Below are 24,021 nucleotides of genomic sequence, written 5' to 3' on the forward strand. Positions count from 1 at the left end.
GTCAGGTGGTGCGGGTCGTCAGGTGGTGCGGGTCAGGTGGTACGGCCCGGCAGCAGCGGATAGCCGTAACGACGCAGCAGGGGCGCGGTGATGCCGGTGACGACGGCGGTGTCGCGTGTGGACAGTTCGCTGTGCCAGCGCTCGTCGGGGCGGATCGCCGTCATTCCCTGGCGCAGCCGGTCGGGGTTGCCGGTGACGGTGTGGTTTCCGCCCAGATGTACCTTCCCCGACCCGTCGACGGGCGAGGCGTCGTCGAGGCCGGCGAAGCGCAGCACGTCGGTGACCACCGCCATCGGGCGCTCGGCCAGGTCCTCGTAGCGCACCCGGAGACTGCGACCCACGGCCGCGGCGGCGACCTGCTCGGAGGCCAGGTTGAAGGCGTTCCAGTAGCCGCTGCTGCGCACCGGGCTCATCGGGTCGATGTACTGCTTGGCGCGCCGGAACGAGAGCGCCGCCGCCCGGGGGTCGCGCACGATGTGCAGGACGCGTACGTCCAGGTCGGCGCGCCCGAGCAGGGCGGCGGCCTCGGCCGGGTACTTCGAACCGTCCACGATCAGCCGGGACGCGCCGCCGTCGGCGGCGAGCCGTCGGTACACGCGGGCGCTCGTGTCGAGCAGTTCCCGGACGCCGGGCGGCACCGAAACCTCGCCGCGGGCCTCGGCCAGCCGGGCCCGGGTGTGGCGGGTGCGCAGCAGCGCGTGCTGCCGCATGGCGGTGCGTTGTGCCACGGCGTCGATCCCGCTGCCGGCGGCGTCCGCCAGGACGGACGACCACAGTGCGCACGCGCGCAGGTCCAGGCCGCATCCGCAGGTCGAGTTGGTGCCCAGGCCGAGCACGCCGTTGCGCCACAGGTAGTGCAGTTCTCCGACGTGTCGCACCTCGGGCAGTTCGTTGAGGATGTTGCCCAGCAGGGTGCTGCCGCTGCGCAACCAGCCGGTGATGTACAGAACGCGTGGGCTGTGCTCGGCCATCGCGGGGATACCTTCCGTCGGGTCGTCGCGTGTGTCGCCCGGGGTCGGGAGGGTGGTCAGACCCGGGTCAGCAGCAGGAAGTGCTGCGGCAGGTGAACGGCCAGGCCGACCCGGGTGGTCGCCTCGATCAGGTCGCCGCCGTCGGGTCCCCGGCCGCGGCGCAGAGCCAGCGAGGCCACGCCCGGTACCAGCAGGGTGGCCGCGGCGCGGAAATCGCCGAGCAGCACCTGATCGCGCCGGATCATCCGGGTGCGGGAGATCGTGATGCCGGCACCGGCCAGCAGCGCGAGCGTGCCGGTCTTGGCCAACTCCCAGTAGGTGTAGGGGTGGACGACGATGCCGTCGCACGAGCCACCGGTCTCCTCCACCTCCGCGGCGGCGGCGGTCAGGCCCTCGGCCAGGTCGGCGCCGAGCCGGCCGTGTCGGCTCTCGGGGAGGGTGAGCAGGCCCGGTATCGCCTTGTCCGCGCTGCCGTGCAGCAGGGACTCGTTCTCCACGACGGACAGCCGGACCAGGACGCGGTAGTCGACGAAAGTCGCGAGCAGCGCGGGTTCGTCGAGCAGACCGGCGGGCAGCGGGAACGACACCTTCAGGTCGGTGAGTTCGGCCCGCTCCAGACGCGGGGCGAAGGCGCCTTCGGGGGTGCTGCAGTAGGAGATCCCCGCGATGGCCGGCGCGGCGGCCGGGGGCTCGTGCACGTAGGGCACCGGCCGGTCGGGCACCGACGCGGTCTTGAGCAGGTGCCGGACGGCGTATCGCGGGCGGGTGGCGAACAGCGGGAAGGCGGCGGGCAGATGCGCCCGGAACGGCACGACGCGGTCCTCGGCCGGGCCCACACCGCCCATGGCCCAGGCGAACTCCTCGCCGGGGCTGCGGGTCCGCAGGTCCGGGTCGGCGAGGGTGCCCTGGACTCCCGGCCCGACGGCGGCATTGGCGGCTGCTCCCTGCATGACGACTCCTCGCGGTTCGGGCGGCCTCGGGTAAAGACCCCGGGTAATCGACGTTAGACGCGACCGGCACACGGCAGGGACACTCACGAATGCGGGTTTTTATGGCGTGGATAAGGCTGGGTTATTTCGCCCGGACGAGCAAATCGCCGACGCGCGGGCGATATCGATCCGCGGCCGGCGACGGGCCGAGTACCGGGGCGAGTTCGGCCGCGCGGTGATGGCATCGCCCGTATGCCCACGATTTCGCGGATCATGCCGATCGATCGCGGGGTCGCGCCGAGCCGTGAATATCTCACGCCGAAGTCGTGAGCGGTGCCGTGGGAATGCGCACGAACGCGGTCTACGCTGGGGCGAGTCGGTGCCCGCACGCCGATCGTGACTTCTCGATCCAGGGAGGTACGCGCCGGCGGCGGTGATCTTGCTGTTGTACCGCACGGTTTTGCTCGGCACCGCACTGTTTGGTCGGCACGGCACTGGCTCGTCCCGTATCGCCACCCGAATTCAAGCGTGTGGCAAGACCCTTCATGGATGTGAGTGGAATAATGCACCACGATCTGCAAGTCAACCGGCTGAGGGCGTTGTTGACGGTGGTCGATCTCGGTGGCTTCCGGCGGGCGGCCGAGGCCCTGCATGTCACGCAGCCGGCCGTCAGCCAGCAGATACGTCAGCTCAACGGTCTCATCAAGGGACCGATATTCACCTCGACCGGGCGGAATCTGCGATTAAGTACCCAGGGCGAGGAACTCCTCGGCTACGCCCGGCGGATCGTGGCCCTGAACGACGAGGCCGTCGATCGCTTCGTACCGGCGACCGGGCACGAGCGACTGTCGATCGGCATCGTGAACCAACTCGCGGAAGCCCTCCCCGAGTTCCTCCGGCTGGTCACGCGCCGGCTGCCGCAGGCCCGGGTGAGTGTGCGAACGGGGCTGAGCGAGGCGTTGGAGGCCCAGGTGAGCACGGGTCAACTGGACCTGGCCCTGCTGCTGCAGACGGACTCCCCCGAGGAGACCGCCGCCAGTCGCGGACTCGGCCACCTGGAGATGGCCTGGTTCGGGCAACCGGCGCACGGCGAGAAGGCCGCGCTGCCGCTGACCCTGTTCACCGAGCCCTGCACGATGCGCGCGCGGATCGTGGCCGCGCTGGACGCCTCGGATGTCCCCTGGCGAATCTCCTACGAGGGCGCCGAGTTGGTCGGACTGCGCGCCGCGGCCAAGGCCGGCATGGGGGTCGCCTGTCTGGTGGCCAACGGCGACGAGCTGTGGGACCTGCCCAGGGCGGTCCGACCCGGCCTCCCGCCCGCGCCCGGCCCGCTGCCGGTGACGATGGCCTATCCCGCCGACGCCGCGCCCTCGAACCTGCCCGGCATCGCGGAGAAGGCGTTCCGGCACGCGCTGCGCGGCTACCCGTTCGCCGACGCCCCGGGGGAACGCCCCGACCGGGTGCCGGCGCATCGGTGAGGGCGGGCGGGTTCCGCCGGGGCGTGTGTGCGGTGCTGTGACCGGGAACGTTCACCGGTTCTCGATGCCCGGCAAACGTTCCCTGTCCCAGCACCGGGGTCCGCTCAGCGTCGGCCGCGGGAACGGCTCGTCGGGGCGGCGTCGCCGATCTCGTCGCCGGCCTCGGCGTCGAAGATCCGGCCGGTGAGCGAGGCCGCCCGATCGCCGGTCAGGAACACGGCCAGGGCGCCGAACCCACCGGGGCCGTCGGTCCCTTCGCGGCGGCGCGACTCGGCGGCGCCCCGAGCGTTCTCGGGGATCGCGTCCGGGTCGAACCACGTGCCCGGAGCGAACTCGGGCCCGGCGCCGGGGACCAGCATGTTCACCGTGACACCGGTGTCCGCGAGCGTGTCCACCAGTTCGGACATGTATCCGATCAGACCCATCCGGGTCACCGCGGACAGCCCGTCCCGGGCACCCCGCCCGTGCGGCCGCCCGGGCGCGATCATCAACATCCGGCCCCAGCCGCCCCGTTTGACGATGGGCAGCGCGGCCAGCGTGACGCTCACGTGCGGGAGCAGGTTGGCGTCCAGGGCCGCGCGGTAGTCGGCGATCGCGAAACCGTCGACGCGACCGGGCGGGGCCGGGCCGGGATTGCTCACCACGATGTCCAGGCCGCCGAAGGCGTCGGCGGTCCGGTGCACCCACTCGGCGGCCTCGCACGCGTCGTGCGGATCCACCGGCATGCTCAGGACGTCGCCCGGCCCCAGCGCGTTGACCTCGACGTGGGCTCGGGCCAACCGTTGGGCGTCCCGGTCGCACAGCGAGACGTGCGCTCCCGTCGCGGCGAGCGCCTTGGCCACGGACAATCCGACGCCGGCGCTCGCACCCGTCACCATGGCGACGCGACCTCCCGGTCGAGAATTCATGATCGAGCCTTTCGCTCGCGCGCGGGTCCGAATTTCTCGTCGTGCCGCCCGGACGCGCCCGGCGGCCGCGCCGTACCTCGCTTTTCGGGCGGTGCGGCACCGGGTGCGGATCGACCGGACGACGATTTGTTTGGCGAAGATTTCATGTCAGGTAATGCTATTCGCATCGCGGGCGATTGTACGGACTTCGCCCGGCAGTGATTCTTATGTCGGAAACCCGACGCGGTTATGAGCATGGAGGTATAAGCGCTTCCTTTCGCTCCGATCAGATTCCGTCATTGGCAATTTTCGGGGAAAGGACGTTACCGTTTGAATTGGCAAAACGGACGGACATCACGACTACCACGACTACCGGAAGGCGAGCTCATGCAGCAGGTTGTGCGGGACCCCGAGTGTCCCGAATGCGCGACGACGGTGGCCCTCGACGACGACGCCAGGGTCAGCGAGATCATCGAGTGCGCGGACTGCCGGAGCGAGTTGGAGATCGCCTCCGTGAAGCCTCCCAAGGTCGAACTCGCGCCGGAGGTCGAGGAGGACTGGGGCGAGTAGGAACGACGACGAAAGGGATGCGGACGATGGATTCGACACCGCGCCTCGCCGTACTCGCGTCCCGGGTCCGGTTCGAGGAGAAAAGCATCATGACCGCGCTGGAAATCCGCGGGGTCGCGTTCGAACACCTGGACCCTCGGTCGTTGTTCGTCGCGAGCGGCACCGCCTGGACCGGCCCCCGTGTGGTGCTCAACCGCGAGATCGGCCACTTCCGGGCCCTGTACGCGGCGAGCGCGCTGGAGTCGACGGGCGTGACGGTGCTCAACAGCGCCGCCGCCACCCAGGTCGGCGGGGACAAGTGGCAGACCTCGGCGGCCCTGCTGCGACACGGACTGCCGACGCCCAGGACGGCACTGGCGATCACGCCCGACGCGGCCCTGGCCGCGCTGGCGGAGCTCGGCTATCCGGCCGTGCTCAAACCGCTCGTGGGCTCCTGGGGACGTCTGGTCACCCGGGTCACCGACCCCGCGATGGCGGCGGCCGTGCTCGAACACGTCGCCGCGCTGCCCTCCCCGCAGTCGCACGTCGTCTACCTTCAGGAGCTGGTCCCCGGGGCCGACCGCGACATCCGCGTGCTCGTCGTGGGCGGCGAGGCGCTCGCCGCGACGTATCGGCGGGCCGAGCACTGGCGCACCAACGTGGCCCGCGGCGCGGTCAGCGAGCCCCTGCCGCTGACGGCCGAGCACATCAAGCTCGCGGTCGCCGCGGCGGCCGCGATCGGCACCGACATCGCCGGCGTCGATCTCATCGAGGACCCGGAGGGCCGGCTCACCGTGCTGGAGGTCAACGATCGAGTGGAGTTCCAGGGCCTCCAGGGCGCCCACGGGCGCACGATCGACGTGGCCGGCGCCATCGTGGACCACCTGCTCACCCGGATCGCGCCGTGATCCGCGCCGGCGTCGTCGGGGCGGCCGGATACATCGGCGGCGAGTTGCTGCGGCTGCTCACCGTGCACCCCGGGGTCGAGGTCGCCGCCGCCACGTCGCGCACGCTGCGCGGGCGTCGGATCGACGGCGTACACCCGAATCTGCGCGGCCGCACCGACGTCGTCTTCTGCGCGGAGGACCGACTCGACTACTACGACGTGCTCTTCCTGGCCACCCCGCACCGCGAGACCATGCGCCGGATGCCGGAGTTCCTCGACCGCGCGGACACCGTCATCGACCTGTCCGGCGACTTCCGCCTGCGCGACAAGGACGTGTACGCCGACTACTACGGCTCCTCCCACGAGGCCCCCGACCTGCTCGCCTCCTTCGTGCCCGGCCTGCCCGAGTTCCACCGGCGACAGCTGCGCGGCGCGCGGCGGATCTCCGTGCCGGGCTGCATGGCGACCGCCGGGATCCTCTCGCTGGTCCCGCTGGCCGAGGCCGGGCTGATCCGGGGCGAGGTCACCATCGACGCCCGAACCGGCTCCAGCGGCTCCGGTGCCAAGGCGGGTCCGGAGAACCTGCATGCCGAACGCAGCGGCGCGCTCCGCGTGTTCGCCCCCACCCGGCACCGACACGAGGCGGAGATCGCCCAGGCCACCGGGCTGACCGTACGGATGACCGCCACCGGCATCGAGGCCGTCCGCGGGGTGCAACTCGTGGGCCGGGCCGACCTGGTGCCCGGCGTCGACGAACGCCGGGTGCGGGCCGCCTACCGGGCCCGGTACGAGAGCGAGCCCTTCGTGCGCGTGATCGCCCACCGGCGCGGCATGCACCGATTCCCGGAGGCGAAGATCCTGGCCGGCTCCAACTTCTGCGACGTGGGCTTCGCTCTCGACCGCGGCTCCAGCCATCTGACCGTGATCGCGGCCCTGGACAACCTGGTCAAGGGCGGCGCCGGCAACGCGGTGCAGTGCATGAACGTCCGCTTCGGCAGGCCCGAGCGACAGGGCCTGGAGTTCACCGGCCTCCACCCGAACTGACCCCACCGATCCGACTGATCCCACCGATCCCGGCGATCCGACCGATCCGACCGATCCACCGAACCTGTCCCGGCCGCACGAACCATCGACCCAGGCGAAAGGAGCCAGCCATGAGCAGCAGCCCCGCCACCCTGCCCGGTACCGTCTCGCCGGGCGCGAAGACCGATCCGAGCGAGGTCACCGGCCGGATCAGGGAGCACATCGTCAACATGTGCGCGAACCCCGAGGGCGGTCACCTGGGCGGCTCGATGTCCCTCGTCGAGGTCCTCGCCACGCTCTACTTCCGCGTCCTGCGGATCGACCCGCGCTTTCCCGGATCGCCGGACCGCGACGTGCTGTTGCTGAGCAAGGGACACGGCGGCATCGGCCTGTACGCGACGCTGTGCGAGGCCGGCTTCTTCCCCCGGGAGCGGCTCGCCGAGTACGCCCGGCCGGGCAGCCCCTTCATGGCCCACCCGCACCCGGCGATCCCGGGCGTCGAGATACCCTCCGGCTCGCTGGGCCACGGCCTGGCGCTCGGGGTCGGATTCGCGCTCGCGCACCGGCTCGACGGCGGCGATCGACGCTGCTTCGTGGTCATGGGCGACGGCGAACTCGAAGAGGGCTCGGTCTGGGAGGCCGCCGCCGTGGCCGGCAACCACGGCCTGGACCGGCTGACCGCGATCGTCGACCGCAACGGCCTGCAGATCACCGGCGAGACCGAGGACGTCGGCGGCCTGGAGCCGCTGGCCGACCGCTGGCGCGCGTTCGGCTGGCACGTGCACGAAGTGGACGGCCACGACACCGACGCGCTCACCCGGGTCCTGGAGACACCGCCGGAACCGAACAGGCCCACTTTGATCCTCGCCCACACGATCAAGGGCAAGGGCATCCCCTTCGTCGAGGGGCAGACCCGCAGCCACTACGCCAAGCTCGGCGAGCGACAACAACGGCGAGCGCTCGCGGCCCTGCGCGCCGGCGCCCGCGAGGAGAACCGATGACCACCGCCGTCCCCACGATCCGCTCCTCGCGCGAGGTCTACCGCGACATCGTGGCCGAACTGCTGCCCCGCGACGAGCGGTTGGTCTGTCTCGACACCGACACCGGCCTGTTCTCCGGGGTCGACTTCGGCACCGGAAGCGACCGGTACCTGAATCTGGGCATCGCCGAACACACCCTGATGGGCGCGGCCGCCGGCCTCGCCCGCGAGGGGCGGATCCCGCTGGTGAACACGATGGCGGCGTTCGCCGCGTCCCGGGCGCTGGAGGCCGTCAAGATCGACATCGCGCTCGACAACCTGCCGGTACGCATCGCCGCGACCCACTCCGGGGTGTCGGCCGGCCACCTGGGCCCCACCCACCACGGCCTGGAGGACCTGGCCGTGATGCGGACCCTGCCGAACATGACCGTCGTCGTACCGGCCGACGCCGCGAGCACGGACACGCTGTTCCGCCAGGCCCTGGAGCTGCCCGGACCGGTCTACTTCCGGATGGGCCGCAACGCCACTCCCGACCTGCCCGAGGGCCCGCCCATCGAGCTCGGCAAGGCGCAATGGCTGCGCCGCGGCGGCGACATCACCATCGCCGCGTGCGGGCCGTATCCGGTCCTGGCCGCCCTCGCGGCCGCCGACGAACTGGCCCGAGAGGGCGTCGCGGCCGCCGTACTGCACGTACACACCGTCAAGCCGCTGGACACCGCCGCGCTCGCGGGCGCGGTGGGCCCGAGCGGCACGGTGATCACCGTCGAGGAGCACTGGCGCACCGCCGGATTCGGTTCGGCCGTCGCCGAGGCCCTGACCGAACTCATGCCGATCATGGTGCACCGCGTGGCGATGCCGGACGCGTTCGTGCCGGTCGCCGGCGGCCAGCGGTACCTGGTCGAGCGCGGCGGCGTCACGGCGCGGGCGATCGCCGGGCGTGCCCGGTCGGCCCTGGACCAGACCCGGAAGGACATCCGATGACCGACCTGTTCCGCGCCCGCGGATGGTGGCGCGACGAGACCGTCCTGGACGACCTGCGGCGCGCCGTGGCGCTGCACCCCGACAAGGCCGCCCTGGTCTGCCACCAGGACGACACCACCGTGACCGTCACCTACGCCGAACTCGCCCGGCACGTCGAGCGCTTCGCCGGCAACCTGGTGCGGCTCGGGGTCGGGCGCGGCGACGTGGTCACGCTCCAGTTGCCCAACTCGTGGCAACTGGTCGCGCTGTGCCTGGCCTGCGCGCGGCTGGGCGCGGTGGCCGGGCCGGTGGTTCCCGTGATGCGCGGGCGCGAACTCGCGTTCATGACCGGGCTCACCGAGAGCCCGATCTACATCGCCGCGGCCGAGTTCCGCGGCTTCTCCTACGCCGACATGAGCGCGAAGGTCGCCCGTACCGTCCCCACCCTGCGACACCGGGTGCTCCTCGCCGACGACGGCGCCGACGGCGCGCTCGACTTCGACCGCGAGTTCCTCGACTCCGACCCCGGCCCGATGGACCCGGCGGTGTCGGAGGCCGGCCCGGACGACGCCGCCCAGGTGATGTTCACCTCCGGCACCACCGGCGAGCCCAAGGGCGTCGTGCACAGCCACAACACGCTGTACGCGATGAACAAGGCGCAGGCCGACGTGCTCGGCCTGACCTCGGCGGAGGTCACCGCGATGGGCTCGCCGACCAGCCATCAGGCGGGCTACACCTGGAACTTCGTGATGCCGCTCCTGCTCGGCGCGACCGCCGTCCAGGTCGACGCGTGGGATCCCGCGCGGATGCTGCGGATCCTGGAGGAGCAGCGGGTGTCGTTCTTCATGGGCGCGCCCACGTTCCTCTCCGACCTGATCGACGCGCAACGCACGTCCCCCCGGGACCTGTCGGCACTGACCACGTTCGCCACCGGCAGCGCGCCGATCGCGCCGATGCTGGTGGAGGACGCGCGGGAGATCCTGGGCTGCCGGCTGTACGCGTTGTGGGGCATGACCGAGAACGGCTGTGTGACCATCACCCGCCCCGAGGAGCCCGCGCTGCGAGCGGCCGAGAGCGACGGCACGCCGGTACCCGGGATGCAGATCCGGATCGTCGACCGCGAGCACGGCGGGTCCCCGGCCCCGGGCGAGTCCGGCCTGTTGCAGGTCCGCGGCGCCGGGCAGTGCCTGGGCTACTTCCGCCGGGCCGAGGCATACGCCGACGCGATCACCGGGGACGGCTGGTTCGACACCGGTGACCTGGCCCGCGAGGACGGCCACGGCGGCATCCGGATCACCGGCCGGGTCAAGGACGTGATCATGCGCGGCGCCGAGAACATCCCGGTCGTGGAGGTGGAGGCGGCCCTGCTGCGCCACCCCGCGATCAAGGACGTGGCGATCGTCGGCTATCCCGACGCCCGGCTGGGTGAACGCGCCTGCGCGGTCCTGGTCACGGCCGGTCCGGCGCCGACGCTCGCCGATCTGCAAACCCATCTCGCGGGCCTGGACATGGCCAAGCGGTATTGGCCGGAACGGCTGGAGATCGTGGCCGCGCTGCCCAGGACGCCCTCGGGAAAGATCCAGAAATTCGCCCTGCGTGACCGGCTGTCGACAGTCTGAGGAGGGGTCGTGGACTTCGCGTTCACCGATACACAGAACGAACTCGCGGAACGGGTAGGCAAGTTCGCGCAGGCGAGGATCGCGCCGCATACTCGGCAGAGTGACGCGCGCGGGAGCTATCGTCCGGGTCTGCTCGCCGAGCTGGGCGCCGAGGGCCTGTTCGCGCTGCGCGTGCCGCGCGAGTACGGCGGCCGTGAACTCGACACGGTGAGCACCGGTATCGCCCTGGCGGAGTTGGCCGCGGCGGACCTGTCGGTGTGCTTTCCGGTCCTGAACGCGGCCCTGGTCGGCGGCGTCCTGGCGGCGAACGGCACGCCGGCGCAACTGGCCGAGTGGCTGCCGCCGATCGCCTCCGGCCAGGCGATCGTCGCGCTCGCCCTGACCGAGCCCACGCACGGCACCGACGCGGCGAACATCGAGATGCGGGCCGAGCCGGACGGCGACGGCTGGGTGTTGACCGGCGAGAAGACCTCGATCATGGCCGCCGTGTACGCCACCCACGCACTGGTCTTCGCACGCACCGGCGAGGCGGGCGCGCACGGCGTCACCGCCTTCTACGTCCACCTGGACGCCGCGCACGTCGAGCGGGAACAGCTCACCGACCTCGGCTGCCGCTCCGGCGGACGGGGCAGGCTGGTCTTCGACGGGCTGCCCGTGGGCACGCGGGACGTGGTCGGTGCACCGGGTCGCGGCTTCGTCGAGGTCATGCGCGGGTTCGCGGTCTCGCGGGCGTACATCTCGCTGATGGCCGTCGCGGTGGGCCGGGCCGCGCTCGACGAGGCGATCGGCCACGCGGGCCGGCGCGAGGCGTTCGGACAGCCGATCGGCAGGTTCCAGTCGGTCGCGTTCCCACTGGTCGAACACGCGACGATGCTGCACGCGGCGCGCCTGGTGTCCTACGAGGCCCTGTGCGTGGCCGACGCCGGCGGCGACCCGCGGCTCCCGGCGAACATGGCCAAGTGGTGGGCCCCCAAGGCCGCCGTGGAGGCCGTGCACCAGGCCCTGCTGACCTTCGGCCACCTGGGCTGGACCGAGGAAGGCCCGATAGCCCAACGCCTACGCGACGTCATAGGCCTCCAACTGGCAGACGGCACAGCCGCAGCCACCAAACTCACAGTCGCCCGAAAACTCCTCGGCCGCCACGCCGCCCCATAACCCAACCGACCCAAGACCAAGCCATTCCAGCCCGGCCGGCGTTTGAGGCCAACCGACCCAAGACCAAGCCATTCCAGCCCGGCCGGCGCTTGAGGCCAACCGACCCCACCGACACCTGAGCCCACCTCAACCGAAAACCGAGCCCAATCAGCCCGGCCGGCGCATGAGGCCCCGCGCTTGAGGCCACCTCGGCCGAAGCCCGGGCCACATCCACCCCGACCGGCCCAAGTTCACGACGAGACCCGCGACCCACGGTACCTATGCATCTTGGCTCGCGTCCCACACACCGCCATAGAGCACCACCGACTCCCACGATTACGCGAACGATCGTAAAAAGCCCACTCACAACGATGCTCACTGCACGACTTCAACCGCCGCCAGGACCCCTCGATCCGCGCCTCGGCGACAGCCACCAGCACCGAGCCCAACACCCCCCGCAGATCCCCCGACACCGGCCGCAGCCCCAACTCCCCACCCTCGGCCCCGAATCCGACGGTGACCGGACAGCCGCGCGCGACATGCTCCAGCGCCCGGCGAGCCCGCGCATCCACGGCCCCGCCGTTGTTCTCCCGCAACAACCCCCGCAACGCCTCGCGCAGCGTCACGGCCTCCCGCAGATCCAGTTCGTCCGGCGGCGCGATACCCGCGCTCTCGAAGCCGTTGCGCTCCAGCCACCCGATCAGCCCCTCGGCGGAGGCGAATTCGTCGGGCCCGAACTCGACGTTCACACTGTTGACGAACGCCTGCACCAGTGCGAGCCGACCCGGCGCGACGGCCCGATCCCCCGGCTGGCGGATTTCCCGTGGTCGCTGCATGCGCTCCATGATACCGGTGTCTCCATTTCACTGGTAAGGCGACGCCCGGCCCGCCACCGGTCGATCCGCACCGATCGCGCGATCGACCATGGCCCCGGCGGCACCGGTGTACGCGGTCGGATCCAGGAGCTCCGTCAGGCACTCGGCGCGGATGTGCGCGGTGACCTCCGGATCGGCCGACAACACCTCGGACAACGACCGGCCGGTGCACGCGGCGGCGCCGGCCGCCTCGCCGAGCAGGGCCTTGGCCCGGGCCCGGCCGAGCGCCGGGGAAAGCACCGCCGCGATCCGCTCGGTGACCACCGCGCTCCCGGTCAGGTCCAGGTTGGCGCGCATCCGCTCCGGGTGTACGACCAGCCCCTCGGCCAGTTCCGCCGCGGTGTGCGCGGCGCCGCCCGCCAGCCGCAGGCATTCGCGCAGGAGCAGCCATTCGGCGTGCCAGGCGCCCGCCGAGCGTTCGTCCTCCGAGATCAGGCACTGGGTCAGGCCGGCCGCGAGACCCGGCACTTGGAGCGCCGCGCTGCGGATCAGCGTGGACAGGACCGGGTTGCGCTTGTGCGGCATCGCGGAGGAGCCGCCGCGGCCGGCGACGTCGGGCTCGGCGAGTTCGCCCACCTCGGTGCGCGCGAGTGCCTGTACGTCGACCGCGATCTTGCCGAGCGCCCCGGTCGCGAAGGCCAGGCCGGCCGCGAGGTCGGCGATCGGGGTGCGTAGCGCGTGCCAGGGCAGCGGCGGGCGGGCCAGGCCGGTTTCGGTGGCGTACGCGTCGATCAGGGCGTCGATGTGGGGGCCGGGGTCGAGGTGTTCACCGGGGTGCTCCAGGGCCGCGTACGCGAGGTGGCCGGCCAGGGTGCCGGCCGCGCCGCCGAGCGAGACCGGCAAACCGTTCGCCGCCACCTCTCCCAGTCGGCGGTGCGCGTCCAGGACCAGCTGCCGCCAGCCGGCCGCCTTGAGCCCGAACGTCGTCGGCACCGCGTGCAGGGTCAGCGTGCGCCCGGCCATCACCGTGTCGCGATGCCGCGTGGCGAACTCGCCGAGGGCGTCGGCGGTGCGGGCCAGGTCGGCGCGCACCAGGGTCAGGGCGCGCGCCGCGACCAGCATGGCACCGGTGTCCAGGATGTCCTGGCTGGTCGAGCCGCGATGCACGAACTCGGCGGCGGCGGGGTCCTTCTCGGCCACCGCGCGGGTGAGCGCGGCGACCAGCGCGACCACCGGATTCGCGGTCTCCCGGGCGGCCAGGGCCACTTCCCGCAGGTCGAAGCGTTCGGCGCGGGCCGCCGCGGTGATGGCGTCGGCCGCGGCCGAGGGCAGTGTGCCGAGCCGGGCCTGGGCCCGAGCGAGGGCGGCCTCCGCGTCGAGCATGGCCTGGAGCCAGGCCCGATCACAGACGGCCGCCTCCACGGGCGTGCCGACCCGGACCGGGGACAGCAGTCCGGCGTCGTGCTCGGGGTCCGGAAGGTGCTCCGGGTGCGCGAGCGCGGTCACACGATCACTCCGTTCGCGGTGACGTCCGCGTCGTCCGCCGGCACGCGGCGCACGTTCGCGGGTACTCGGGACACGGCGGGCAGGGAGAGGACCGCCCGGGCGATGGCGTCCGAGTCGGCCAGGGTCACCGAATCGACGCCGGGGCGGATCCCGGCGGCGGTGACCCAGTGCACCGACTCGGTGGGCACGCCGTACGCGAACCGGCGCGGATGCGCCCGACCCCGCCCGTCGATCAGCCGGTAGGGCCGCTCGGTGACGGCGAGCCCGCCGGTCTCGTAGTCCTCGCCCCCGGCACCGGCGATCCGGTACGGGGCGGCCTGGTCGGTGTTGAGCAGGTGTTGGAGCAGCGGATCCTCGGTCCGGCGCAGGTCCGGCTCGGGCAGCCGGGCCTCGATCAGCACCCGGGCCCGCACCGGCGGACCGGGCACGACGGTGGAGGCGGCCACGAACGCGGGTTCGGCGACGTCGAGACAGATCCGGGTGCCGGGGCCGGTCAGGGTCAGTACGCCGGCCTCGATCAGCGCGATCATCTGCTCGATCCGGGCCGCGGGCGGGCCGATCGACAGGAAGCCGTTGAGCGGCGTGTACCAGCCCTCCAGGTCGTCACGGTGCGAATTGCCGTCCAGGCCACCGTGGTCGACCGCGAGCCTGATCTCGTTGCGCAGGTCCCGCAGCACGTCGAGGGCGGCCTTGAGCGGCCCGTCGACGTTGCCCGCCCGGGCCGCCGCCACGTCCCGGGAGAGGTAGTCCACGAGCCAGCGCGTGAAGTCCGGCCGGCTCGCGAACTCCCGGTCGCCGTACGGGCGGGCGATCGTCACCCAGTCCCAGCGATCGGCCGGCGCGACGGCGTACGCGTCCAACAGCGCCGCGACGTCGTGGTCCGCGTCCGCGGTCAGGTACGCGCGGATGAACCCCTCGCCCTCGGCGTCGCGGCCGTGCAGGCGCAGCAGTGCGGCGTAGTACACGCTCTCCACCTCGCGCGCGATCGGTGGCCACAGGTCGGTGGTGAAGTCGACCGGCCGGCCCTCCCGGGCGCGCCGGCGCAGCCCCTCGACATACGCGGGGGTCAACAGCCTGGGCACGTACCGGCCGGTCGCCCCCTTCTGGTTCTCGCCACGGGCCCGGTAGGGCACGCCGCGTCGCGAACTGGCGTACAACATCGGTTCGTTGCCGGAGGGGTGGTACACCGTGCGGCCATTGTCCGCGAGCCCGAAGCGACCGTCGCGGCCGATCGTGAACAGGGCCATGTGGTCGAAGAAGTTCAGCCCCAGGCCGCGCAACAGCACGTTCTCGCCGGGTCGGATCCGGCCGAGGTCGAGGTCCGCCGGGTTGGCGGGGGTGATGTACGTCAGGTAGTGGATCCGGGCCAGGCTCGCGGTCCGGGCCTCGCGCGCCGACAGTCGGGCGGGCAGGTGGCCCAGCGCCAGCACCACCGCGTCCAGGTCGTGCAGCCGGGTGCCGTCCGCCAGACGGATGCCCTGCGGGCCGCCCGGCACACCGTGGATGTCCGCGAGGGCGACCGCCCGCGATCGGTGCACCCGCACCGCGACGTGCGCCGGGGCGCGGGCCACGACCTGTCGGAAGGCGTCGTGCAGGTAGCGCCCGTAGAAGGCGCGGGTGGGGTAGTCGTCGGGCCCGAGCGAGCGGGCCTCGGCCAGGATGTCCGCGCCGTGGTCGCCGGGTTCGCCGAGTACGGACAGCGACCGCGCCCACTCGTGGAGGCTGGGTCCAGGCACGATCGGCCCCTCGATCCGCGAACTCGCGTCGGTGTACACGGTGATCTGCGACGCGACGGTGTTCATCAGCAGGTGCCGGGACTGTTCGCGGCGCCAGACCGCGCCGGAGCCCGGCGAGGCCGGGTCGACCACGTGGATCGTGACCTCCGGGTGCGTGGGCTCGGCGCGTTCGTTGGCGCACAGCCGCTCCAGGACGGAGAGCCCGCGCGGGCCGGCGCCGACGACGCAGACCTCGATCCGGGCACCGGTGGTCATGCCGCGACTCCCTTCCTTCCGGTCCTCCGGTCGACCCGGGTGCCGTGCATCCAGGCCACGTGCTCGTGCAGTTCGTCGGCGGACAGCGCGCCGAGCATCGTGTTCCTGGCCCGGGCGGCGGCGCCGGCGGGGTGCCACAGCCGGGTGCTCGCGCGCGCGGCGAGTTGGATCCGGGTGGTGCGTTCGCGCCGGGCCGCGTTGTAGGCGAGCAGCCGGGCGGGCAGTCGCTCGGGCGGCGTGCCGTGCAGGCTCTGTCCGAGTACGACCGCGTCCTCGAGGGCCTGGCAGGCGCCCTGCGCCGCGTAGTGCAGCATCGGGTGCGCCGCGTCGCCCAGGAGCGCGACCCGTCCGTCGGTCCAGCGGGCCACCGGATCGCGGTCGACGAGCATCCAGGTCTTCCAGTCCGCGCCCAGTTCGAGCAGGCGCTGCGCGGTGCCGCCCAGGGCGGCGAGTTCGAGCAGCGCCACGTCGCGGTCCACGGGTACGCCGGCGAAGGCGTCGGTGCGGCCGTCGGCGCGGCTGGCCGCCAGGTTGAGGAAGCGGCCGCCGGCGATCGGGTAGTGCACGAAGTGGCAGCCGGGCCCGGCCCACCACACCACCGAGCGGTCGAACCGCAGGTTCTCGGGCACCTGTTCCATCGGGGTGACCGCCCGGTAGACGGTGATTCCGGAGACGCGCGGCTCGCCGTCGTCGACGAGCCGGGCCCGGATCGCGGAGTGCACGCCGTCGGCGCCGATCACGGCGTCGCCGGTGACCCGGGTGCCGTCCGCGAGCAGGGCGGTGGCACTCGCGTCGTTCTGCGTGTAGTCCGTGACCGGCGAACTACCGTGCAGCGTAACGGAGTCGGTGGCACGGCAGGCGTCGAGCAGGGCCTTGTGCAGTTCCGCGCGGTGCGCGACGACGTAGGGACTGTCGAACCGGTCGCGGTAGCGGTCGGTGAGCGGCAGGCTCGCCACGTGTTCACCGGTGACGCCGTCCATGAAGCGCAGTTCGGCCATGCGGACGGCCGACGCGCGGACCGCCTCGCCCACGCCGAGCGCGTCCAGGGCGTGCAGGCCGTTGGGGGCCAGTTGGATGCCCGCGCCGATCTCGGCGAACGTGTCGGCGCGCTCCAGGACCACGGCGCGGTGACCGTGGGCGGACACCGCGAGGGCGGTGGCCAGACCGCCGATCCCGCCGCCCGCGACGATGATCTCGGCCATCACGCGCCCCGATCCTCGGCCTCGAGCCGGCGGGCCAGTTCGAGGCGTTTGATCTTGGTGGTGGCGGTCTGCGGCAGGTCCCGGATGCGTCGCTGGACCGGCTCGGCCATCTCCGGTAGTTCGGCGGCCGCCGCCCGCCAGGCGACCGGGTCGAGCGGCCGGTCGTCCTTGGTGCACACCACCGGCACGGCACCGCCGTCCGCGCCGGGGACGATGACCACCTCGGCGAGCTCGTCGAGTCTGTCGAACAGGGTGTCCTCGGCGGCCAGTGTGGAGCCGAAGCCCTCGATCAGGTCGACCTCGCGGTCGAGCAGGTGGATGCAGCCCCACTTGGTGCGGTAGCCGACATCGCCCATCCGCCACCAGCCGTCCGCGGAGACCTGCGCGTCGTAGCGGTCCTGTTCGCCGAGGTAGGTCAGGATCCGTCCGTCGCTCTTGACCTCGATGTGGCCGGGGTGCTCGGCGGAGGGGGGCCGGCCGTTGCGGCCGACCACCCGGGCGTCGGTCATGCCGGGGAACGGCCTGCCCACGCAGCGGCCGTCCGCGTCGGGGGCGCGGCCGCGGGTGAAGGCGCGGACGACGGCCGGGCCGACCTCGCTCTGGCCGTACAGCTGGCCGAACAGCGGCGTCCGGCGCCGGCTGGCCGCGAGCAGTCGGTGCACGGTGCGCGGGTGGATGGCGTCGAAGGTGGAGCTGAACAGCTTGACGTCGGCGAGCGGTTCGCGCGGGTCGTCCGCGAGTTCCTCCCACTCCATGAAGGTGTTGGGGTGCGCCTCCAGGACCCCGGGGCGCAGGCGCGCGAACAGGTCGGCGGCGCGCTTGGGGTCGGAGTCGGCCAGCACCGCGATCGGGAAGCCGCGCAGCAGCGCGATGGCCAGCGCGGTGATCAAGCGCGAGTGCACGAACGAGACGTGCAGGGCGATGGTCTCGCGGTGCCGCAGGATGGGCGCGACGATCGCGGCCTGCGGCCGGTATCGGGCCTGGAGGCTGCGGCCGGTGTGCACGGCGAGCTTGGGCACCCCGGTGGTGCCCGACGTGTGGGTGATCAGCGTGGGCTGCTCGGCGGGCCGGGTCACCGGGGGCACGCGTGCGGCCCCGGTCGACGCGTCGAGGGTGCCGGCGTCGGGGTGTGTGCCGGTGGTGAGCAGTACCCGCTCGGCCTGTTCGAAGATCACGCCGGGCAGACCGTCGAGCTTGGCCCGGTCGGTCACCAGGTACGGCCGGTCGGTGCGGCGGACCAGTTCGGCGACGGTGGCGCCGTCGAGCGTCGGCGACAGCAGGACGGGCACCGCGCCGACGCGCGCGGCCGCGCAGGCCAGCAGGGTGATGTCGAAGCCGTCGGACTTGTACACCACGACGCGGCCGCCGGGTCGGATCCCGGCCGCCCACAGGCGGGCGGCGAAGTCGTCCACGAGGTCGGCGATCTCCGCGATGGTGGCGCGCCGGCCCAGTTCGGGGGCGATGTCGAGGTCGTGGTCGAGGATGAGCACGTTGGTCGAGTGTCGGGAGGCCGCGCGTTCGAAGAGCGTGCCCAGTCGGATGCCGCGGTTTCCGATGCGTTGCAAGAGCATGAGGTCAGGCCTTCTTCTCGACGACGCGCTTGATCCGTTCGAGGGTGACCGGGAGATCGGCGGCGACCTTCGCGTTCCAGTCGGCGAGGAAGCGCCGCTTGCCGGCGTCGTCCAGTGCCGCGGTGATGCCGCGGATCCCCTCGGTGGCCCGGCCCATCCGGAAGCGGTGGGTGAGCACGCTGCCGCCGGGCGCGGGCTCGATCTCGTAGGACCACACGCTGTCCTGGCGGACTCCCGCCGTGTCGCGCATCGACCAGCGGAAGCTGCGTCCGGGTTCGGCGGCGACCACCTCGGACTCGGTGAACCACGTGCCGCGCACCACCGGGGCCCAGGCGACCACGTCCGCGGCGCGCAGGTTCTCACCGCGAAAGACCGCGCCCACCGTGCCCGGTTCGCCGCTGATCCAGGTGCCGCCCACGCACTCGGGGCTCCACTCGCCGCTGCGGGCGAGGTCGCTGACGACGGCGTACACCTCGGTCGGTGTGGCCGCGATGTGCGTGCGGGCGGCGAGTCGGAACAGCGCGGGCTGCTCGCGGTCGCCGGCCTCGGGTGTGCGCGTGTCGCCGGTGGCGACGGGTGCGTTCGCCATGTCCTGGCGCCCCTTTCGGTGTGGCTCCGGAACTGCACGGGAAGTGCTTGCTACCGTCTATAACGCTATGGCGGTAACAGCGGGTCGACCACGGCCCCGCGATAAGGGGTTCTTCTCGAACCGCGAAGACGCGGCGGACCCGCCCGGCGAACACGACGCGATCGCAGGGCGAACACTCGCGGGCCGGCGCGATCGCAGGGCGAACCCGCGGGCCGGCGCGGCGTGGTGTCAGACTCTGCGCATGCGTGCTGCGTACCTCGAACGACTCGGCCCGCCCGAGGAGATCCGGTTCGGCGAGCTGGCCGAACCGCGCCCCGGCCCCTGCGACGTGCTCGTCGACGTACTGGCCACCACCGTCGATCCGGTCGACACCTTCGTGCGTTCGGGACTGTTCTCCACGCCCGTCGACTTCCCGTTCGTGATAGGCCGCGACCTCGTCGGGCGGGTGCTTCGGGCCGGACCGGGCGCGCCCGGATTCGCGCCGGGGGACGCGGTGTGGAGCAACAGCCTCGGGCACGGCGGGCGCCAGGGCGCGACGGCCGAACGGGCGGTGGTCGCGGCGGACCGGCTCTACCGGCTGCCGTCGGGCGTCGACCCGTACGCCGCGGTGACGGTGCTGCACCCCGCCGCGACCGCCCACCTGGCGCTGTTCGCCCACGGCGGGCTGCGCGCCGGCGAGACCGTCCTGGTGGCGGGAGCCGCCGGCAACGTCGGCGCGGCCCTGGTCGTCCTGGCCGTCGAGGCGGGCGCCCGGGTACTGGCCACCGCGTCCGCCCGCGACGCCCACTACTGCCGTGACCTGGGCGCCGCGGTCGTCCTGGACTACCGCGCCCCGGACCTGGCCGAACGGCTCGCCGAGGCCGCCCCGAACGGCGTGGACCTGCACCTGGACACCTCGGGCGGCAACGACCTGACCGCGGCGGTCGCCCTGCTCGCGCGGCGCGGGCGGATAGTGCTGCTCGCGGGAGCGGGCACGCGCCCGGTGCTGCCGGCCGGCGACCTGTACCTGAAGGACGGCTCGATCCGCGGCTTCGTCATCTCGCACGCCGGCACCGGCGAACTCGCCGACGCCGCCCGCTCGATCAACCGACTGCTCGCTGCGGGCCGGTTGCGCTCGCGGACCGTCGAGACGCTGCCGTCGTCCGCCGCCGCCGATGTGCATCGTCGCCTGGAAAAGGGCGAACTGCACGGCAGGCGCGTGGTGTTGCGCTTCGACCTGGAGCACTGACCCAGGGCGTGTCGATCGCCCCGATGGGGTCCGGACGCAACGCCCGCGCCGCCGGGGTCGTTGTCGGCGCCTCGCGACGGTGCTCCGCGGTCTCGTGCACCGGGGAGCACCGCCGTGTCCAAGCCGTGCGGGATCGAGGTCAGTACGCGCGCGCCCGGTCGACGAGCACCGCCATCCGGTCGACGCTCGGCTCGTGGAGCAGATCGCCGAGCTCGATGTCGATCTCGAACAACTCGCGGACCCGCTCGGTCAGTCGGGCCCCGCGCAGCGAGTCCCCGCCGAGTTCGAAGAAGTTGTCGTGCACGCCGATCCCGTCCAGTTCGAGCAGTTGCGCGCACATCCGCGCGAGCGAGCGCTCGGTGTCGGTGCGCGGCTCCTGGTAGGGGCTGTCCACGTCGGGCCGCGAGCGCGGCGGTTCGGGCAGCGCGGCGCGGTCGATCTTGCCGTTCACCGAGGTCGGCAGACCGCCGACGACATACGCGGACGGCACCATGAACGCGGGCAGCTTCGCCCGCAGCGACCGACGGATCTCACGCACCTCCGGCTCGCTGCCCGGCTCCGGCTCGATGTACGCGGTGAGTCGCACGTCTCCCTGGCCGTCCCGGTGCGCCAGCACCGCCGCCTGGGCGACACCCGGCCGGCTCGCCGTGACCACCTCGATCTCGCCGAGCTGGACGGTGTTGCCCTGCACCTTGAGCTGGTTGTCCACCCGGCCGATGATCTCGATGCTGCCGTCCGGCCAGTAGCGCGCCATGTCCCCCGTGCGGTACAGCACCGGGTGCCGGGCCGGATCGATCGGATTGGCGACCCAGCGCAGCGCGGTGGCCTCGGGTCGCTTCAGGTAGCCGGCCGACAGGCTGTCGCCGGCGATGCACAACTCGCCGACCACGCCGGGCGGTACCGGCACCGAGTTCGCGGCGAGCACGTAGATCCTGACGTTGCAGATCGGCCGCCCGATCGGCGGCAGGCGGCGGGCCCGACCCTCCGCGCCCAGGCTCTCGCCCAGCGCGGTGATGTCGCAGCCGGCGGCGGTGGTGGCCTCCGCGGAGCCGTAGAGGTTGATCAGCCGGAACGGGAGCCCGGCGGGGGGCCAGGACTGGATCCGCTCGCCGCAGACCCGGATGTCGGCCAGCGGCGTGTCGGCGGGCCAGTCCAGGCTCCACAACCGCTCGGCCATCGGCTTCATCAGCAGCGTGCTGGTGATCCGCTTCTCCAGGTACCAGTCCTGGAGCAGTTGCGGTGCGGCGACCACGGACGTGTCGGGAATGTGCACCGTGCCGCCGGCGGCGAGCACCGGGAAGCACTCCACCTCGACCATGCCGTAGCCCGGCGCGGCCAGCCAGGTGCCCTGGGTCGCGGCCGTCATGCCGGTCATCTCGCGCATGCTGTGGATGAGGTTGCGGGCCGCGCCGAACCGCACGAGGACGGCCTTGGGCGCGCCGGTGGAACCGGAGGTGTAGCAGATGTGGATCAGGTCGTCGACGTCCACCGGGGCGCTCACCTCGGTGTTGGGCTCGCTGCGCCAGTCGACGACGTCGAGCGCGAGCACCGGACAGTGCCCGGACACCTTGTCTTCGTGCGCCGACAGCGTCACGACCGCGGCCGCCTCGGCGTCCTCGACCATGAACCGGACCCGGTCGGCGGGGAAGTCGGGGTCGAGCAGGATCGCCGCCGCCGCGAGCTTGAAGCACGCGAGTTGCGCGATCAGGCTCTCGGCGCCGCGCGGGAAGCACACCCCGACCCGGTCCTGCCGGCGCACTCCGGTCGCGGCCAGGCGGTGGGCGAGCCGGTTGGCCCGGTCCTCCAGGTCCCGGTAGGTCAGCGCGCTCTCGGGCAGCGCCACCGCGATCGCGTCGGGGGTGCGGTGCGCGAAGTCCGTGACGATCTCGTGGAAGAACGGGGGCGGGACGGCCTCGTCGGTCCGGTTCCACTCGACCAGGATCCGCTGTGTCTCCTCGTCGCTCAGCAACGGTATGTCGCGCAGGGCAACACGCCGATCCGCGGTCAGGGCGGTGAGTACGCGCCGTAGGTGGCGGGCGTACTGGGCTGCCGCGTCGAGGTCGAACTCGGCGCTGGAGACCAGGAGTTCGTACGCCTCGTCGGCGACGAGCAGGGTCAGCGCGGCGCGCGGGCCGGCCGTCCCCGCGGCCGCGGCGCACACCAGGGCGTGGCAGGGGCGGCCGGCGGCCGGATGCTCCGACGGGGTGGCGTCGGCGGCCGCGGCGAGCAGGTCCGCCGGCGTGTCGTCGGCGGCGGCGCGCAGTTCGAGCGTCTCGACCGGACCGTCCGGCCGGGACTGCCGGCCGATCAGCAGGTCGCTCTCCCCGGTGTAGCGGTGGATCAGGACCGCGAGGGCGGCCGTCGCGAACCGCTCCGGATGCGGGCGGGCCTCGGTGGGGAGGGGGATGGTGATGTGGTGCGACGCTCCGGTCCGATCGCCGTCGATGTGACGGGCGAGCGGGAGTGCCGAACTCGTGGTCGTGGCCACCGGAATCGCTCCTCTCGGGATGTCGGATGGCGGATGTCGGGCTTGGGCGACGGGGCCTCGGGGCGACGGATGACGGGATGACGAGATGTCGGGATGGAGATACCGGGGACCCGAGGTTCAGGCGACGAGAACGGACGAACCCGTGGCGCGCCGCGCCGTCACCGCTTCCGCGAGTCGTCGGACCATGTCGACGGTCTGCTCCCAGCCCGCGCAGGCGTCGGTGACGCTCTGGCCGTAGGCCAGGCCGTCCGTCCGGCCCAGGATCAGGTCCTGCCGGCCGCAGGCCAGGTTGCTTTCGAGCATCATCCCGGCGACGCCGGGCTCACCCTCGGCGATCCGATCGGCCACATCGCCCACGACGTTGGCCTGTTCCTCGTGGTCCTTGCCGCTGTTGCCGTGGCTCGCGTCGATGACGAGCCGTTCCGGCAGGCCCGCGTCCTTGAGCTGGTCGAGGGTCTTGGCCACGTCGGGCGCGCTGTAGTTGGGGCCTTCGGTACCGCCGCGCAGCACCACATGGCAGTCGGGGTTGCCGCTCGTGGTGACCACGGCCGCCTTCCCCTCGTCGGTCAGGCTCGGGAACACGTGGCCCTCCCCCGCCGTGACGATCGCGTCGATGGCGTCGATCGATTGGCCACCCGTCGCGTTCTTGATCCCGACGGGCATGTCGAGCCCGCTGGTGAGTTGCCGGTGTACCTGGCTCTGCACGGTGCGGGCGCCGATCGACGCCCACGAGACGATGTCGGAGAAGTACCGGGCGAGCATCGGGTCCAGGAACTCGCACCCGACCGGCAGGCCGGTCCCGAGGATCTCGACCATCAACCCGCGCGCCATTCGCAGTCCGCCGTTGACGTCGTGCGACCCGTCCATGTCGGGGTCGTTGACGAGCCCCTTCCAGCCCAGTCGGGTGCGCGGCTTCTCGACGTAGACCCGCATGACGATCAGGAGCCGGTCGGACATCTGCCGGGACAGCTCGGCCAGGCGCTCGGCGTAGGCCAGCGCGGCGTCGGTGTCGTGGATGGAACACGGACCGGTGACCAGGACGAGGCGATCGTCCTTGCCGTTCAGGATCCGCTGGATGTCCCGCCGGGCCTCGCGAATGGTGGTACGGGCCTTGGGCGGGGCCGGTATCTCGGCCCGTAGGGCGGCCGCGGGCATGAGGCGCTCGACCGCGGTGACACGGGAGTCGGCTGTTCGGTCAGGGCTCATCAGAGGTTTC

General features: G+C 72.4%; 20 protein-coding genes. 9 read left to right on the forward strand and 11 right to left on the reverse strand.

Annotated elements, in window-relative coordinates:
• Window positions 1-32: 32 nt before the first annotated feature.
• Window positions 33-971 carry a sulfotransferase gene (locus OG928_RS01560; RefSeq protein ID WP_406277970.1) on the reverse strand — a complete coding sequence of 313 codons (939 nt, stop codon included), beginning with the start codon at window positions 969-971 and terminating at the stop codon, window positions 33-35.
• A 56-nt stretch (window positions 972-1,027) separates the two neighbouring features.
• Window positions 1,028-1,921: a family 3 encapsulin nanocompartment shell protein gene (locus tag OG928_RS01565; RefSeq protein WP_406277973.1), complete on the reverse strand. Its 894-nt coding sequence runs from the start codon at window positions 1,919-1,921 to the stop codon at window positions 1,028-1,030.
• Window positions 1,922-2,451: 530 nt separating this feature from the next.
• Between OG928_RS01565 and OG928_RS01570 the strand changes: the two genes are divergently transcribed.
• Window positions 2,452-3,378, forward strand: coding sequence for a LysR substrate-binding domain-containing protein (locus OG928_RS01570; protein WP_406277976.1), 927 nt, complete (start codon window positions 2,452-2,454; stop codon window positions 3,376-3,378).
• A gap of 104 nt (window positions 3,379-3,482) precedes the next feature.
• Here OG928_RS01570 and OG928_RS01575 read toward each other — a convergent pair whose 3' ends face one another.
• Window positions 3,483-4,256 (reverse strand): SDR family NAD(P)-dependent oxidoreductase, encoded by a 774-nt coding sequence (locus OG928_RS01575; RefSeq protein ID WP_406277979.1) that lies wholly within the window; start codon window positions 4,254-4,256, stop codon window positions 3,483-3,485.
• A gap of 396 nt (window positions 4,257-4,652) precedes the next feature.
• Here OG928_RS01575 and lysW point away from each other — a divergent pair, with 396 nt between their 5' ends.
• The 7 genes from lysW (at window position 4,653) to OG928_RS01610 (ending at window position 11,436) form a co-directional block, all read left to right on the forward strand.
• Window positions 4,653-4,835, forward strand: coding sequence for a lysine biosynthesis protein LysW (gene lysW / locus OG928_RS01580; RefSeq protein WP_406277982.1), 183 nt, complete (start codon window positions 4,653-4,655; stop codon window positions 4,833-4,835).
• Between the two features lie 26 nt (window positions 4,836-4,861).
• On the forward strand, window positions 4,862-5,722 hold the full coding sequence (locus OG928_RS01585; RefSeq protein ID WP_406277985.1) for a RimK family alpha-L-glutamate ligase: 861 nt from the start codon (window positions 4,862-4,864) through the stop codon (window positions 5,720-5,722).
• The gene (gene argC, locus OG928_RS01590) at window positions 5,719-6,744 is read left to right on the forward strand and encodes an N-acetyl-gamma-glutamyl-phosphate reductase (protein WP_406277988.1); all 1,026 of its coding nucleotides are present in this window, start codon (window positions 5,719-5,721) and stop codon (window positions 6,742-6,744) included. Before OG928_RS01585 ends, argC begins: the two co-directional genes overlap by 4 nt.
• Window positions 6,745-6,854: 110 nt before the next feature.
• Window positions 6,855-7,724, forward strand: a complete 870-nt coding sequence (locus tag OG928_RS01595) for a transketolase (protein ID WP_406277991.1) — start codon at window positions 6,855-6,857, stop codon at window positions 7,722-7,724.
• A complete protein-coding gene (locus OG928_RS01600; protein ID WP_406277994.1) occupies window positions 7,721-8,683 on the forward strand; it encodes a transketolase family protein in 963 nt (320 codons plus the stop codon). Before OG928_RS01595 ends, OG928_RS01600 begins: the two co-directional genes overlap by 4 nt.
• On the forward strand, window positions 8,680-10,281 hold the full coding sequence (locus tag OG928_RS01605) for an AMP-binding protein (RefSeq protein ID WP_406277997.1): 1,602 nt from the start codon (window positions 8,680-8,682) through the stop codon (window positions 10,279-10,281). The genes OG928_RS01600 and OG928_RS01605 overlap by 4 nt, the downstream gene beginning before the upstream one ends.
• A gap of 9 nt (window positions 10,282-10,290) precedes the next feature.
• A complete protein-coding gene (locus tag OG928_RS01610) occupies window positions 10,291-11,436 on the forward strand; it encodes an acyl-CoA dehydrogenase family protein (protein WP_406278000.1) in 1,146 nt (381 codons plus the stop codon).
• A 230-nt stretch (window positions 11,437-11,666) separates the two neighbouring features.
• Here the strand turns inward: OG928_RS01610 and OG928_RS01615 are convergent, their stop codons facing one another.
• From OG928_RS01615 to OG928_RS01640, 6 genes are read right to left on the reverse strand one after another with little or no spacing between them, the layout of a single operon-like run.
• A complete protein-coding gene (locus OG928_RS01615) occupies window positions 11,667-12,260 on the reverse strand; it encodes a CGNR zinc finger domain-containing protein (RefSeq protein ID WP_406278003.1) in 594 nt (197 codons plus the stop codon).
• Window positions 12,261-12,278: 18 nt separating this feature from the next.
• On the reverse strand, window positions 12,279-13,736 hold the full coding sequence (gene pcaB / locus OG928_RS01620) for a 3-carboxy-cis,cis-muconate cycloisomerase (RefSeq protein ID WP_406278006.1): 1,458 nt from the start codon (window positions 13,734-13,736) through the stop codon (window positions 12,279-12,281).
• The gene (locus OG928_RS01625) at window positions 13,733-15,727 is read right to left on the reverse strand and encodes an FAD/NAD(P)-binding protein (protein ID WP_406278009.1); all 1,995 of its coding nucleotides are present in this window, start codon (window positions 15,725-15,727) and stop codon (window positions 13,733-13,735) included. Before OG928_RS01625 ends, pcaB begins: the two co-directional genes overlap by 4 nt.
• Window positions 15,724-16,929 carry an FAD-dependent monooxygenase gene (locus OG928_RS01630; RefSeq protein ID WP_406278012.1) on the reverse strand — a complete coding sequence of 402 codons (1,206 nt, stop codon included), beginning with the start codon at window positions 16,927-16,929 and terminating at the stop codon, window positions 15,724-15,726. Before OG928_RS01630 ends, OG928_RS01625 begins: the two co-directional genes overlap by 4 nt.
• On the reverse strand, window positions 16,929-18,500 hold the full coding sequence (locus OG928_RS01635) for a class I adenylate-forming enzyme family protein (protein WP_406278015.1): 1,572 nt from the start codon (window positions 18,498-18,500) through the stop codon (window positions 16,929-16,931). The genes OG928_RS01630 and OG928_RS01635 overlap by 1 nt, the downstream gene beginning before the upstream one ends.
• Window positions 18,501-18,504: 4 nt before the next feature.
• A complete protein-coding gene (locus tag OG928_RS01640) occupies window positions 18,505-19,089 on the reverse strand; it encodes an SRPBCC family protein (protein ID WP_406278018.1) in 585 nt (194 codons plus the stop codon).
• A gap of 241 nt (window positions 19,090-19,330) precedes the next feature.
• On the opposite strand from OG928_RS01640, the gene OG928_RS01645 reads away from it, so the two are divergent.
• The gene (locus OG928_RS01645) at window positions 19,331-20,317 is read left to right on the forward strand and encodes an NADPH:quinone reductase (RefSeq protein WP_406278020.1); all 987 of its coding nucleotides are present in this window, start codon (window positions 19,331-19,333) and stop codon (window positions 20,315-20,317) included.
• 139 nt (window positions 20,318-20,456) lie between these two features.
• Here the strand turns inward: OG928_RS01645 and OG928_RS01650 are convergent, their stop codons facing one another.
• Window positions 20,457-22,805, reverse strand: a complete 2,349-nt coding sequence (locus OG928_RS01650) for an AMP-binding protein (protein ID WP_406278023.1) — start codon at window positions 22,803-22,805, stop codon at window positions 20,457-20,459.
• Window positions 22,806-22,922: 117 nt separating this feature from the next.
• Window positions 22,923-24,011, reverse strand: a complete 1,089-nt coding sequence (locus OG928_RS01655; RefSeq protein WP_406278026.1) for a 3-deoxy-7-phosphoheptulonate synthase — start codon at window positions 24,009-24,011, stop codon at window positions 22,923-22,925.
• Window positions 24,012-24,021 lie beyond the last annotated feature (10 nt).

It is taken from the genome of Embleya sp. NBC_00896 (assembly GCF_045207785.1).
Lineage (GTDB): Bacteria > Actinomycetota > Actinomycetes > Streptomycetales > Streptomycetaceae > Embleya.